Source organism: endosymbiont of Riftia pachyptila (vent Ph05) (assembly GCF_000224455.1).
Lineage (GTDB): Bacteria > Pseudomonadota > Gammaproteobacteria > Chromatiales > Chromatiaceae > Endoriftia > Endoriftia persephonae.
In genome coordinates, this window is record NZ_AFOC01000093.1 from 1 (window position 1) to 13,533 (window position 13,533).

Annotated in this window: 9 protein-coding genes and 2 pseudogenes; 7 read left to right on the forward strand and 4 right to left on the reverse strand. The window is 60.4% G+C overall.

What is annotated here, in order from left to right:
- Positions 1-59: 59 nt before the first annotated feature.
- The gene (locus RIFP1SYM_RS13180) at positions 60-1,022 is read right to left on the reverse strand and encodes a PDC sensor domain-containing protein (RefSeq protein WP_039960500.1); all 963 of its coding nucleotides are present in this window, start codon (positions 1,020-1,022) and stop codon (positions 60-62) included.
- A 172-nt stretch (positions 1,023-1,194) separates the two neighbouring features.
- Between RIFP1SYM_RS13180 and hemE the strand changes: the two genes are divergently transcribed.
- From hemE to RIFP1SYM_RS13200, 4 genes are read left to right on the forward strand one after another with little or no spacing between them, the layout of a single operon-like run.
- Positions 1,195-2,286, forward strand: coding sequence for a uroporphyrinogen decarboxylase (gene hemE, locus RIFP1SYM_RS13185; RefSeq protein ID WP_005965534.1), 1,092 nt, complete (start codon positions 1,195-1,197; stop codon positions 2,284-2,286).
- Between the two features lie 4 nt (positions 2,287-2,290).
- Positions 2,291-3,088, forward strand: a complete 798-nt coding sequence (locus RIFP1SYM_RS13190) for a hypothetical protein (protein ID WP_005965536.1) — start codon at positions 2,291-2,293, stop codon at positions 3,086-3,088.
- Positions 3,089-3,145: 57 nt separating this feature from the next.
- Positions 3,146-4,033 (forward strand): NAD(P)-dependent oxidoreductase, encoded by an 888-nt coding sequence (locus RIFP1SYM_RS13195; RefSeq protein WP_005965538.1) that lies wholly within the window; start codon positions 3,146-3,148, stop codon positions 4,031-4,033.
- 40 nt (positions 4,034-4,073) lie between these two features.
- The gene (locus RIFP1SYM_RS13200; protein ID WP_039960499.1) at positions 4,074-4,763 is read left to right on the forward strand and encodes a hypothetical protein; all 690 of its coding nucleotides are present in this window, start codon (positions 4,074-4,076) and stop codon (positions 4,761-4,763) included.
- A 250-nt stretch (positions 4,764-5,013) separates the two neighbouring features.
- Here RIFP1SYM_RS13200 and RIFP1SYM_RS13205 read toward each other — a convergent pair.
- Together RIFP1SYM_RS13205 and RIFP1SYM_RS13210 are read right to left on the reverse strand one after the other, a co-directional pair.
- Positions 5,014-8,869, reverse strand: a pseudogene (locus RIFP1SYM_RS13205) (DUF3683 domain-containing protein).
- Positions 8,870-9,035: 166 nt separating this feature from the next.
- On the reverse strand, positions 9,036-9,359 hold the full coding sequence (locus RIFP1SYM_RS13210) for a PilZ domain-containing protein (RefSeq protein WP_006475138.1): 324 nt from the start codon (positions 9,357-9,359) through the stop codon (positions 9,036-9,038).
- A gap of 190 nt (positions 9,360-9,549) precedes the next feature.
- On the opposite strand from RIFP1SYM_RS13210, the gene RIFP1SYM_RS13215 reads away from it, so the two are divergent.
- Positions 9,550-10,029 carry a DUF4124 domain-containing protein gene (locus RIFP1SYM_RS13215; protein WP_006475139.1) on the forward strand — a complete coding sequence of 160 codons (480 nt, stop codon included), beginning with the start codon at positions 9,550-9,552 and terminating at the stop codon, positions 10,027-10,029.
- A pseudogene (locus RIFP1SYM_RS13220) lies at positions 10,029-11,247 on the forward strand (multifunctional CCA addition/repair protein). Before RIFP1SYM_RS13215 ends, RIFP1SYM_RS13220 begins: the two are co-directional and overlap by 1 nt.
- On the opposite strand, the gene RIFP1SYM_RS13225 reads toward RIFP1SYM_RS13220, so the two are convergent.
- The gene (locus RIFP1SYM_RS13225; protein ID WP_039960501.1) at positions 11,240-12,436 is read right to left on the reverse strand and encodes a TraB/GumN family protein; all 1,197 of its coding nucleotides are present in this window, start codon (positions 12,434-12,436) and stop codon (positions 11,240-11,242) included. The pseudogene RIFP1SYM_RS13220 and the gene RIFP1SYM_RS13225 sit on opposite strands and share 8 nt — an antisense overlap.
- 323 nt (positions 12,437-12,759) lie before the next feature.
- Between RIFP1SYM_RS13225 and cysC the strand changes: the two genes are divergently transcribed.
- A complete protein-coding gene (gene cysC / locus RIFP1SYM_RS13230; RefSeq protein WP_005965555.1) occupies positions 12,760-13,374 on the forward strand; it encodes an adenylyl-sulfate kinase in 615 nt (204 codons plus the stop codon).
- Positions 13,375-13,533 lie beyond the last annotated feature (159 nt).

Consider the following 13,533-nt stretch of genomic DNA (forward strand, 5'->3'; position numbering starts at 1 on the left):
AAAGGGGCGCGTAAGGCGCCCCGTTCTATTTAATATTCATGACTCCATTTGCCTCGCTGTCACGAGGAAGTCTGCTCTGTCGCCAGTTCTCCGACCCAGAAAACCAGGTTCTTCTCCAGAAATTCGTCGATCGACATGTAGTGTGAGCCATCACAGGAGAAAGTGAGCCCGATCATGCCATTCATGATGTTGAGTGAGGCGCTGCGCAGATAGATGGTCTCGTCGGCGAAGCGCAGTGCCTTCAGCCCATCGAGTGCGGCGCGCAGCTGGCTGGGAGTGACCTTGGCCACGGCGGGATAGTCGTGCAGTGGATAGGCGAGGCTGATATCGGGATCGATGATTTCCAGCACACCATGAATGCGATAGGAGTAGGGATCCTCCAGCAACCAGAAGGAACAGCGCCCGCTGGAGTAGTGGATCTTACTGTGGAAGATGCCGTGGGTGCTCATCAGCGTCAGTACGGTGTCGTGTACCGAATCGATATTCTCATCCAGCAGGCTTTGAACCCGCTGCTGCATGAACAGGGTACTGCGTACCGCCGGGTCGCCTTTGAACTGTTGCCATTGGCTCTCCGCGGCCAGCGCTGGAGTATCGGCAAGCAGCTTGTTGAGGGAGAAGTCGGCAGCGATAAAGCCCATCAGCTGATCTTCTCGACGTACCGCTTGCAGGGCGGTGACACACTCTTTACCCGAATAGGCGCTCTGGTAGACGGAGGAGAGCATGATGCCTTTGAACGGCAGGTTGTTTTTTAGATAGGGGCGATGGGAGAGGTCCCGCCCGCGCCATGCGGGGTCGGCAACACCGTCACGGATTAGCGAGGAGATCTCCCTGCCATCCAGATCCCAGGCGTAGAGTGTCTCGCAGTGTGTCAGATCCTTGAGATGGCGCTGCAGAGTGGTGTCGATGGCATCAGCATCTGGCCAGACTTCGGCGCAGAGCGCCGCTAGAGCCGATAGAGGTATCCCCACCGACTCGGCCAGTGCCGCCTTCTTTTCAAGGATGATCTTCTGCATTGCGGACATGCCAAACTCCTTCAGATTCACTTGCATCAAGCCAGGTTAAACTGTTGCGGACTTCCGGGACACTATCGCAGCCGAATGTTACATGGGTTTGACTCGATGGAGGCGGGAATGCGGCAAACTGTGTAGAATCCGCCCGGTAAGTTTGAGCGAGAGACGATATCAGGATCCCTAAGTGAGCACCCTAAAAAACGATCGATTCCTCCGGGCTCTGCTGCGGCAGCCGGTTGATGTCACACCCGTCTGGATGATGCGTCAGGCCGGGCGCTATCTGCCGGAGTACCGGGCCACCCGCGCCAAGGCCGGTAGCTTCATGGACCTCTGCCGTAATCCTGAACTGGCATGCGAGGTGACCATCCAGCCCCTCGACCGCTACCCGCTGGATGCGGCGATCCTCTTCTCCGATATCCTCACCGTACCCGACGCCATGGGACTGGGGCTCTACTTCACCGAAGGAGAAGGGCCACGCTTCGAACGCCCGGTGCGTGATGAGGCAGCGGTCAAGGCGCTGGGTCTGCCCGACATGGAGGATGACCTGGGCTACGTGATGGATGCGGTGCGCACCATCCGCCGCGAGCTGGATGGACGGGTGCCGCTGATCGGCTTCTCAGGCAGCCCCTGGACCCTGGCCACCTACATGGTCGAGGGCGGCGGCACCAAGAACTTCGCCCAGGTAAAGGGGATGATGTTCGATCGTCCCGAGCTGATGCATCAGCTGCTCAGCCGGGTTGCCGATTCGGTCACCGCCTACCTGAATGCGCAGATTGCCGCCGGTGCACAGGCGGTGATGATCTTCGATACCTGGGGTGGCGCACTCACCCCGGCCGCCTACCAGGCCTTTTCCCTCGACTACATGCAACGCATCATCCAGGGGCTGACCCGCGAGGCGGAGGGCCGCCAGGTGCCGGTGATCCTCTTCACCAAGGGCGGAGGGCTCTGGCTCGAGCGGATGGCCGAGAGCGGCTGCGATGCACTCGGCATCGACTGGACCCTCGATCTAGCCGAGGCGCGCCGGCGCGTCGGTGACAAGGTAGTGCTGCAGGGCAATATGGATCCCTGCGTGCTCTATGCTTCACCCGAGCGTATTCGTGAAGAGGTTGGCCGGGTGCTCGAGAGTTTCGGTCCGGGCGAGGGTCACGTCTTCAATTTGGGCCATGGCATTCATCCCAATATTCCGCCGGAACATGCCGGGGCCTTTGTCGAGGCCGTGCATGAATTAAGCCGGCCCTATCATCAGGCATCCAGATCTTTACCAGGGAGTAAATAGCAGAGTGAACAAGCGTAAAGTGATTGTGGGCTTTAGATTACTGGTTGTCGGCCTGTTAGCTACCTTCGAGGCAATGGCTGAGCCGAATACGATAGAGGTACGCCTTGCCGCCTTCTGGGCCAGCACCGCTACTGAGCTCAGGCTCGATTCAAAAGATGGCACAATCGGGACCAGCTTTAACATGGAGGATCAACTTGGCCTGGGAGAGCGGGAGATCCTGCCGATGCTGGATATCACCTATCGCTTTAATGAGAATCACGCCATCGATCTCTCCTATGTGGAGTTATCACGCAGTGGCAGCAGTATGCTCAACAGCACCATCACTATTGATGGTGAGGACTATACCGTTGATACGCTCGTCGACAGCTTCTTTGATTCGAAGGTCGCACGTCTGGCGTGGCGTTATAAGCTCTATCAGAACGAAGACTGGCAGATCGAGAGCCTGCTCGGTGTCCATGTGACCTCACTCTCCACAGGGATTAGCACGCGCCTTGCTGGCCCCAGCTATGATGCCGACGTGAGCATCCCGCTACCCAGCCTGGGTCTGGATGGTGCCTATTGGATCTCCCCCAAGCTGAAACTGGATGCTTGGGCGCAGGTGTTTGCGCTCGATTATGATGCTTATTCTGGCAGTCTGGTAAATGGCAGCATTTCGGTGCGCTATGACTTCAGTAAAAACTTCGGCATCGGCGGCGGCTACACCTATTACGGATACAGCCTCTCCGCCGATGATGACAACCTGCGGGGTGAGTTCGATTACACCTTTCAGGGACCGATGCTCTATCTGCAGGCGGGTTACTGATTCCCTTGATCAAACAAGCCTTATACCTCTTGGCTTCGCATCTAGAGTGAAGACAACATGAAGATCACGCTTATCGGATTGGGGCTGATGGGGAAGCCGATCGCACAGCGGCTAATCCAGTGCGGGCATGAGCTGGTTGCCTGGAACCGCTCCCAGGTTGCTTACGGTCAGGTGCAAGCTAAAGGTATTCCGGTCGAATCTGATCTGACAGCCGCGATTGCCCAGGGGGAGGCTGTCCTGCTGACCCTGAGCGATGCCGCAGCTATCCGTGCGACCCTGTTGCAGCCCTCGTCACTCAGTGGGCTGGCAGGCAAGGTCGTGGTACAGATGGGAACCATCGCACCGAATCAGAGCCGCGAGATTGCCTCTGCGGTGGAGGCGGTTGGTGGACACTACCTGGAGGCACCGGTGCTCGGCAGCATCCCGGAGGCACGGTCCGGCAACCTGATCGTGATGGCCGGAGGTGATGCAGAGATCTACCAGCAGATGCTGTTGTTGTTGCGTTGTCTCGGCAAGCAGGTGCAGCGCATCGGCGAGGTTGGTCAGGGTGCGGCGATGAAGCTGGCGATGAACCAACTGATCGCTTCGCTCACCTCTGCCTTCTCCCTGAGCCTTGGGCTGGTGCGGGCCGAAGGCATCGATGTGGAGCAGTTCATGGGCCTGCTGCGAGAGAGCGCGCTCTATGCGCCGACCTTCGACAAGAAGCTGGCGAAGATGCTGAGCCACGATTATGCCAACCCCAACTTTCCCCTTAAGCATCTGATCAAAGATGTGGATCTTTTCAGCCGCGTGGTGGATGAGCTGGGCATCGATGCGCAGTTGCCGCAGACGATGCTAAGAGTCTTCGGTGAGGCGCAGGCTGCGGGACATGGGGAAGATGACTACTCATCACTCTACGAGGCGATCAACCCCGACTTTCAGGCTAGTCAGGATGAGGGCTGCTGACGCGGCAGCACAGCCTTTTCGATCTATTAGGTAGGATTTGATGAAACTGCTATTCAGCACAATGCCGGGTCGCTATGAGCGGCACCTGATGCGAAAACACAACAACCCTCTGTTCGACAAAAGTGAGCGTTCGCTTACGCCCTCTGCGTTGGAAGAGGCACAGCGCAAAGATCACGAAGAGCTGGTGAGCTTTATCGAAGAGCTGCGCAAGCTGGTGGGTGAAGCGGTCGGACTTGGTCCCCACGAACAGAGCGATGTGATCCTCGAACTGAAAGAGCGTCTCGACAAGGCCTATGAGACCGCCTGCGGTCTGGCCGATGAGCAGGGCGCCAACAAGGATGCGATCAGCAAGCTGGTGGCGGTGATTATGCAGGCGGTGTGGCGAGGTGCCGGCAATGACACCCTGGCCCATCAGGAACTGCAGCAGGAGGAAGAAGCCAGGCGGCTGCACTATGAGATGCTGGAACACCCGTTGGCGGTGGACCTGCTCTCCCCCGACTCTCTGATAGGTGAAGATGACTTGGTGCCGACTCTGCTGAGCGCTTCTGAAGAGGAGTTTCAGGTGGCTGTGACCCTGTTTGATCCGCCGCAGCTGGAGGCGATCAGCAAACAGGCCCGGGCTCTGCTGGAGCAGCGCCAGCAGGAGGGGGAATCAGTGGCACAGGCGCTTGAGCGGTTGAGCGAGCTGGAGAACTTGCTGAAACATTTCGAGAGCGAAGCAGCTTCTTAGGGAGGCTCCGAACGAATCATGGGCGGATAGCCTTGCGCTCCAAAAAACGGCCGGGAGTCATTTTTACACAAGCCACGAAGGAAGCGCTGATAAATTAATCAATTCCAGCGGCCCTCCCAGCATCAGCGATTTTTTCGCGTTAAAAAATCGGCATTGTATGCTGGCACAACCCGACCAACCTCGACAAAACCAGCCACTTGCCACCAGCTGATCTCCAAATGCTTTAGCAAAAGTAGTTGCTGGCACCTTATCAAAGTAGCACTCGTTCGATGCCCTGCTGACTCATCTGCTGGATAAATTGCTGCTGCCACCGCTCTCCCAGCATCCTGTTTGCCAGTTCGACCACAATATAAGTGGGTTTGAGGCCGGTTGAGTCGGTATAACGGCTTAGGCCCTGCTGGCAGGCAGGGCAGCTGGTCAGCAGCTTGACGCTGATATGGCCCGGCTTTGCATCATCACCAGTTTGGCCAACCCGGCTTGGAGTTCCTCCTCCTTGCGGAAGCGCAGCTGGTGGGCGATGTCGGGCCGACTGGTGCCGAGGGTGCCGGCTTCGCCACAACAGCGATCCGATAGCTCGACCCTGCCGCCAGTGAGGGAGGCAGTGACCTCGAGTGGATCATGCAGCTTCATCGGGCTATGGCAGGGGTCATGGAAGAGGTAATTGCCCGGCGCGCCGTCAGTAATCTTGATCCCTTTTTCCATCAGGTATTCATGGATGTCGAGCAGTCGGCAGCCGGGAAAGATCTTTTCAAATTCATACTTCAGCAGCTGATCTATGCACGTGCCGCAGGAGACCACCACGGTGCGAATATCCATGTAGTTGAGAGTATTCGCGACACGGTGAAACAGCACCCGGTTCTCAGTGGTGATCTGGTGACCGCGCTGCGCCTGTCCGGCCGCGCTCTGTGGGTAGCCGCAGCAGAGATAGCCGGGGGGGAGCACGGTGGTGGCGCCAGTCTCGGCCAGCATCGCTAGGGTCGCCAGACCGATCTCGCTGTAGAGGCGCTCTGAGCCGCAGCCTGGGAAATAGAAGACCGCCTCGTTTTCTTCGGGCGACCCCTTAGGGCTGTGCAGGATCGGTATAGTGGTGTGATCCTCTAGTTTGAGCATCGCCCGCAGGCTCTGCTTGGGTGGCTCTACCCGGATCGGGTAGCTCAGCATCTCCAGCGCCAGGGTCTTTACCTCCGGTCTGCCTGTGGTGGCGCGGGGTAGGGTGCTGCGCTGTTTCAGTAGACCACTGCGCTTGGCTAGCCCATGCGCCAGATTAAGCGCCTTGAATCCCCACTCGGCCAGCCCCAGGCGCATCCAGCGGATCGCCCGTGGATCGGTCATATTGAGGAAACTCATCGCCGCCATCGCACCCAGGCTGCGGCGCTTCTGGCCGCGCTCGGTGAGGATCTTGCGCATGCGGGTGGTGACCTCACCGAAGTCGATATTGACCGGGCAGGGCGTGAGGCACTTGTGGCAGACGGTGCAGTGGTCGGCCACGTCGTTCATCTCATCGAAATGGCGTTGCGATAGACCGCGGCGGGTCTGCTCCTCGTAGAGGAAGGCTTCGATGATCAGGCCGGTAGCGAGGATCTTGTTGCGCGGTGAGTAGAGCAGGTTGGCACGTGGTACATGGGTCATGCAGACCGGCTTGCACTTGCCACAGCGCAGACAGTGTTTGATCTCGTCGTTGAGCGCGCCCAGCTCACTCTCTTCGAGGATGATTGCCTCCTGCTCCAGCAGCTTGAGCGAAGGAGTGTAGGCGTTGCGCAGATCGGCACCGATAGCCAGCTTGCCACGGTTGAAATGCTGTTCGGGATCGACCTGTGCCTTGTAGCGGGCAAACGCCTGCAGCTTCTCCGGCTCTAGGTACTGCAGCTTGGTCAGGCCAATGCCGTGCTCACCAGAGATCGCTCCGCCCAGCGAGGAGGCCAGTGCCATGATGCGGTCCACCATCCGCTCGGCGCGGTGCAGCATCGCGTAGTTGTCGGAGTGGACAGGGATATTGGTATGCACGTTGCCGTCACCGGCATGCATGTGCAGCGCCACGAACAGCCGCGACTCCCGGAGCCGCTGGTGGATCTCGCGCAGCGCGTGGCGTAGCGGCTGCATTTCCTGGCCGGGGAAGGCCTCATCCAGCTGCAGAGCTATCTCCTGCCGGTAGGAGATCAGCAGGTCACGGCGCAGTAGCAGATCGAGCAACCGGTCGTTTGGCTGGATGTGTTGGGCCTCCGCTTCGCTCAGCAGCTGCCGGTGGTCGGCGGCAGGCTGTTCGATCTGTTGCAGGGTCTCGCTCCAGCGCCCCCGCGCCCGCTCAACGGCGCTCTGCGCCAGGCTGATCTTGGCGCGGGAGATCGCTTCATTCTCATCGCTGGCACCGAAGGCCTCGCTGGCCAGATCGCGCCATTCGCTGCTCTGTAGATAGTCGAGAACGGCATCAGCGATCTCGATCTTGTTGCTGATCGATTCCTCGATATTAATGCGCTCGATGCCGCGACTGTAGTCGGCCAGCCGCTCCAGCGGGATCACCACGTCTTCGTTGATCTTGAAGGCGTTGGTGTGGGCGGAGATGGCGGCGGTGCGGGCCCGGTCNAGCCAGAAATGTCTGCGCGCCTCGGCGCTGCTGGCGATAAAACCCTCGCCGCCGCGTGCCTCCACCAGTTCGACCACCTGGTCTGCCGCGCTGCTGACCTGGTCCGCCTGATCGCTGGCGATGTCGGCCAGCAGCACCATCTTGGGGGCTCGGCGCGGGCCGCCTTGGTGGAGTATTTGACCGCCTTCAGATAGCGCTCATCGAGGTGCTCCAGACCCACCAACGTGACCTTGTCGTGCCGGTCCAGATACGCTTTGATCTCGACGATGGCCGGCACCGCCCGGCCGATGTCGCTGCCGAAGAACTCCAGACAGAGGGTGCGAACCTGCTCAGGCATGCGGTGCAACACGAAACGGGCGGAGGTGATCAGGCCGTCGCAACCCTCCTTCTGCACCCCTGGCAGGCCGGAGAGAAACTTGTCGGTGACATCCTTGCCCAGCCCCGCCTTGCGGAAGGCGCTGCCGGGTATCTGTAGGATCTCCGGTTCAGCGAGTGGTGTGGTGCCGTCGTTGGCATAGCGGCTGATGCGGAAACGCACCTCGGGCTGATCGTGGATTTTGCCCAGATTGTGATCGAGCCGCTCCACCTCCATCCAGCTGCCGTCCGGGGTCACCATGCGCCAGCTGGCGAGGTTATCGAGGGTGGTGCCCCACAGTACCGCCTTCTTGCCGCCGGCGTTCATTGCGATATTGCCACCGATGGTGGAGGCGTCCTGGGAGGTGGGGTCGACGGCAAAGGCGAGCCCGGCGGCCTCCGCCTGTTCCGAGACCCGCCGCGTGATCACCCCTGCGCCGGCGACAATGGTCGGCACCGGTTCCGCCACGCCGGGCAGTGCGATGCTCTCGATCTCCCCCAGTTGCTCCAGCTTCTCAGTGTTGATCACCGCCGAGTGGGGGTCGAGCGGCACCGCACTTCCGGTGTAACCGGTGCCGCCACCGCGTGGGATGATGGTCAGACCGGAGGCGATGCAGGCGCGCACCACTGCTGCTACCTCCGCCTCGGTGTCGGGGGTGATGACCACGAAGGGGATCTCGACGCGCCAGTCGGTGGCGTCGGTGGCGTGGGCGACCCGCGCAAGGCCGCTGAAATCCACATTGTCTTTGCGGGTCAGGCCGATCAGATTACGCTTTACTTGGCGGCGTAGCTCAATCTGCCGGATGAAGCGTGCCTCGAATGCCTCCACCGCCTGGCGTGAGGCGTGCAACAGGTGGATCGCCTGCTGGTTTTCATTGGTGCGCAGCTCAAACTGATCAAGACGATGGTGCAGGGCGTTGATCAGGGCCTGGCGGCGCTCCTCATTCTGCAACAGGTCGTCCTGCAGGTAGGGATTGCGGCTTACCACCCACATGTCGCCGAGCACTTCGAACAGCATGCGGGCGGAGCGGCCGGTGCGGCGCGAGCCCCGGAGATCCTCAATGACCCGCCACAGCTCCTCACCGAGAAAGCGAATGACGATCTCCCGGTCAGAAAAAGAGGTGTAGTTGTAGGGGATCTCACGGATCCGCGGCTTGACGGCTGTTGGCATAGTCCGCTCCGGCTCAAAACGAAAAACGCCCGCATCACTCATGGCGTGCGGGCAAGTCGGTATTGTATATTAAAACTCCTGTCGGCATGCATTGATCCCAAACATGGAAAGCTGCGCCCCAACTAACCCGGGCAGTCGATTGAAGCGGCTTGGGAGGCGGACAGGATCAGGGAAAGTCGGGGCCGGTATCCTTCTCTCCCAATATCCGTTCGATGGCGCAGGCGATGCTGAAATTCGCGTGCTCCATGGGGCTGCTGCGGATTACGCTGAGGATGGCCGCAAAGGGGGGGGTAATCGATTTGCCTGGTAGTATCTCCAAGGCCAGTTCCGTGCCGGTCGCCAGTTCCTGGTCAAACTCCAGCAGCAAACCGCTGCTACTCAGGTTTCTAACAATGCCGGTCGCCAATTGCGGCTGGCCGCTGATACGAAAACGCGCCGGACAATCCATCTCCATCCGCACGAAGTCCCGCTTCTCGGCGTAGTCAAGCATCACTATTACTCCTCATCTCTGGCTGCACAATCTGGAATCTATGCTTAGGCATAATGTAGCAGCCTGCTGGGAGGCTTCCAGGGTGAGATCGAGCAATGCAGGCATTAGTTTCCCCAGCCGATGGAGTGGCCGTGGCGTGGGCGGCTTCTGATAGACTGGCGGCTGGAGCGGTTGCAAAAGTGGGGTGAAGATGATGTCAACAACTCTCAGACTATGCGGCTGGCTGCTGCTGTTGCTGCCGGTGTCGCTCAGTGCCGATACGCTCTACCGCTCGGTGGACCCGGAAGGCCGGGTGATCTACTCCGATACCCCCCAGTCGGACTCTGTCGAGACACAGCGCATCCAGGTTGAGTCTAAACCCTCTGCCGCAGCACAGCAGCAGGCGCAGCAGCGAGAGAGTGAGATCCGCCGGGCTGCGGACAAGGCCGTTGCGCAACGCGAATATAAGCGGAAACAGCGCGCCAGAGTGGTCGAGCAGGCGGAGCAGCAGTTGCAAGAGGCGGAGCAGCGCCTGGAGCAGGCCAGGGTGTTGCGAGACGAAGATCGGCAGACCATCGGTGGCGGCAAAGGCCGGCGCATCCGGCCTGAATACTTTGAGCGCATCGAGCAGGCCGAGGCGGCAGTGGCGGCAGCCCGCAAGCGTCTGCAACAGGCGCGCATCGGCCGCTGATGCAGACCTATCTGGTCGGTGGCGCGGTGCGCGATCGGTTGCTGGGGTTGCCGGTGACCGAGCGCGACTACCTGGTGGTGGGGGCGACGCCGGAGCAGCTTCTGCAACAGGGGTTTCGCCAGGTGGGGCGTGACTTTCCGATCTTCATCCATCCGCAGGATGGTAGCGAGTATGCCCTGGCACGCACCACCAGCGGTTCTCGCCAGACTCCGGCCGCGCCCCTGGCCCATCCGGGGGTGACCCTGGAGGAGGATCTGTCGCGGCGGGATCTCACCATCAACGCGATGGCAGAGAGTGACGACGGAGAGCTCATCGATCCGTTTGGTGGACGCCGGGATCTCGAGCGGCGCGTGCTGCGCCACATCTCACCGGCGTTTGCCGAGGATCCGATCCGGGTGTTGCGGGTGGCGCGTTTCATGGCGCGCTTTGCGTCTCTGGGGTTTCGTATCGCCGGGGAGACTAGGGAGTTGATGCGCTCGATGGTTGATGCGGGCCAACTCAACGAGCTGGTGCCGGAGCGCGGTCTGGCAAGAGCTCGACAAGGCCCTTGGCGAGCCGAATCCGGTGCCGTTTTTTGCGGCCCTGCGGGAGGTTGGCGCGCTGGCTCGGCTGTTGCCTGAACTGGACAGCCTTTGGGGGGTGCCCCAGCCAGAGCGCTGGCACCCGGAGATCGATACCGGCGTGCATACGATGATGGTGCTGGCGCAGGCCGCCCGGCTATCGGATGAGCAGAGCATCCGTTTTGCCGCTCTTACCCACGACCTCGGCAAGGCATCGACCCCGGCGCATATCTTGCCCAGCCACCATGGCCATGAGGAGCGCGGGGTAGCAATCCTGCGAGCACTCTGTCGTCGTCTGCGGGTGCCCACCCGGTACCAGGAGCTAGCAGAGTGTTGCGGCCGTTACCACAGCCAGCTGCACCACCTGGATGAGCTGAAAGCCACCACCCGCCTGAAGCTGCTGGAGCGACTGGATGCGTTTCGCCGGCCGCAGCGACTGGAGGCGTTTCTACTGGTCTGCGAGGCCGATTTCCGTGGGCGGGCGGGGTTTGAGCAGCGCACCTATCCTCAGGCCGACCGTTTGCGACGGCTCTATCGGGCCGCCGCCAGTGTGGATAGCAGTCAGCTGCCGAAGTGGGTGAGTGGTAAGGCGATGGGCGATGCGATGCGCCGCTTGCGCTTGGAGGTAATGCGCCGGGTCGACCGTGAGGTTAGTTGACCAGGCGGTCAAAGATGCGAAAGCCCGCCAGATAGGTGCCGACAGCTGAGCCGAGGGTGCTGAGAAAGAACACCAGCAGGGTGCGGGAGACGCGGTTGTGCCACCAACCCTTGAAGTGGGTGGTGTCATTGCGTAACCGGCCAAAGTCGGCCACCGTTGGTTTGCGCAGATAGAGCTCTGCCGCGGCGGTCACCATGCCGGCGCCGATCGCCGGGTTGAGTGAGGTCAGCGGGGCGGCAACAAACGCGGTCAGTACGGTCAGCGGATGGGCCGCTGCGACCAGTGCGCCGAGGGCTGAAAGCCCGCCGTTGATCAGTACCCAGTCGAGCACCAGCTGCCAGCCCAGGTTACTGCTGCGGAAAAAACCAGCCGCAAAGCCGCCGAGCACCAGGCAGACGATGACCCAGGGGATCAGCTTCGGCCAGCGGCTCGGCTCCGGCAGAGAGTCGAGTTGCTTGATCGTGGCCTTGGCGGGTTCCGGCTCGCTCTGCAGGTAGTTTGCCACCCCCTGCAGATGGCCGGCACCGATCACCACCAGGATGTTTTCATGGCCCTGCTGTTCGATCTCTTCGCGCAGGCGCGCAGCCATGTAGCGGTCACGTTCGTCGATCAGGGGCAGAAACAGATCCTGGCGGTCTTCGGCAAACTCGGCAAAGGTGGTCTCTAATATGTCGCCCTCTTTCAGGCGCTCGATCTCCTCTTCCGCCACATCCTCTTTGGAGAGGATGCCCGCCAGTAGGCCAACAAACAGACTGAAGCGTCTGAACCAGCTGAGGTTGCCAGCAACCCGCTTGAAGGTGACGCTGATCTCCCTGTCGATCAGCAGCAGCGGTTTGTTGGACTCCTGGGCGATACGCACTGCCTCACGCTGCTCGGCACCGGGTTCGATGCCGAACTGGTCCGCCAGTCGCTGTTGATAGGCGCTCAGGGCGAGACTAGCCATCACCATGGTGACGCGGCCCTCGCGCACCACGCGAAACAGATCCATCTGCGCCAGCGCATCGGGATTTAGCAAGGCGTTATAGCGGCTGGGGCAGAGCTCCACCGCGACCGAGTCATAATCGCCACTCTGCAGCAGCTCGCGCACCTTCTCTGCGCTAGTGCGTGAGACATGCGCGGTGCCGAGCAGCGTCAGCTGACTCTCGCCGAGCTGGATCTGACGGATGGGTTGCTGTTCCTCTGCCTGCATGGTGCTCTTGGGGTTGCAAAAAGCAGCCATCATACCAGTGAATTACGAGCCTGGCTTTATCTCGTCCTATTCATGCAGGGCTGTGCCATTCAATGCGGCAGGACATTTCTGGGGCAATTGTGCCGATCGGTTGGGCTCAGATTACAGGCAGCAGGCTGGCGGCCGCTAAGAAATGAGACCCTGCGCAAGAATTCCATTCCGGTTCGTTGGTACCTGCAGGGCGTTACTTATATTGGCCTGGATAATTTGCTAGCGTACGGGCGGATTTTAAGGAAGTATTCAGGCACGGAATCGGTCCACCTATTTGAAGAACGCGATTAAATATGGATAAAAACGTCGTTTGGCACCACGCCACTGTCACCCGCGAGAGGCGGGAGAAAATGAATCGTCACAAGGCGAAATTGCTCTGGTTTACCGGCCTGTCGGGATCGGGTAAGTCGACCCTGGCGCATGCGCTGGAGGAGGAGTTGCATCAGCGTGGCTGTCACACCTACGTGTTTGATGGCGACAATGTGCGCCACGGGCTCTGCCGAGATCTGGGTTTCAGTATTGAAGACCGCACCGAGAACATTCGCCGCATCGGTGAGATGGCGAAGCTGTTTGTCGATGCTGGGGTGATCGCGCTGACAGCCTTCATCTCGCCGATCCGCGAAGATCGTGAGCGCGCCCGTGGCCTGTTTCCCCATGGCGACTTCATCGAGGTCTNCGTCAAGTGCTCGCTGGAGAAGTGCGAGAGCCGTGACGTAAAGGGGCTCTATCAGAAGGCTCGTGCCGGTGAGATCCCGGAATTTACCGGTATCTCCTCTCCCTACGAGGCGCCGGTGAAACCCGAGATCACCGTCGATACCGAGATCGACACCCTAGAGGATTGTATTGCACAGATTCTCAGCGTGCTGGAAGAGCGTGGTGTCATCCCCAACTACGTGGTGGGCGACTGAGAGGGTGTACTGAAGGCTCCCCGGCGGGGGAGTCAGGGCCTGATCTCGTCAAAACTGCAGACCTGCCGGTATGCTGCGGCTGGACCGAGAGCATCACTCTCCCGCACCAGCCAGACGGCGTCGACGTCGGCTCCCGTGCCGTGGTGATCTGCTGCGGTT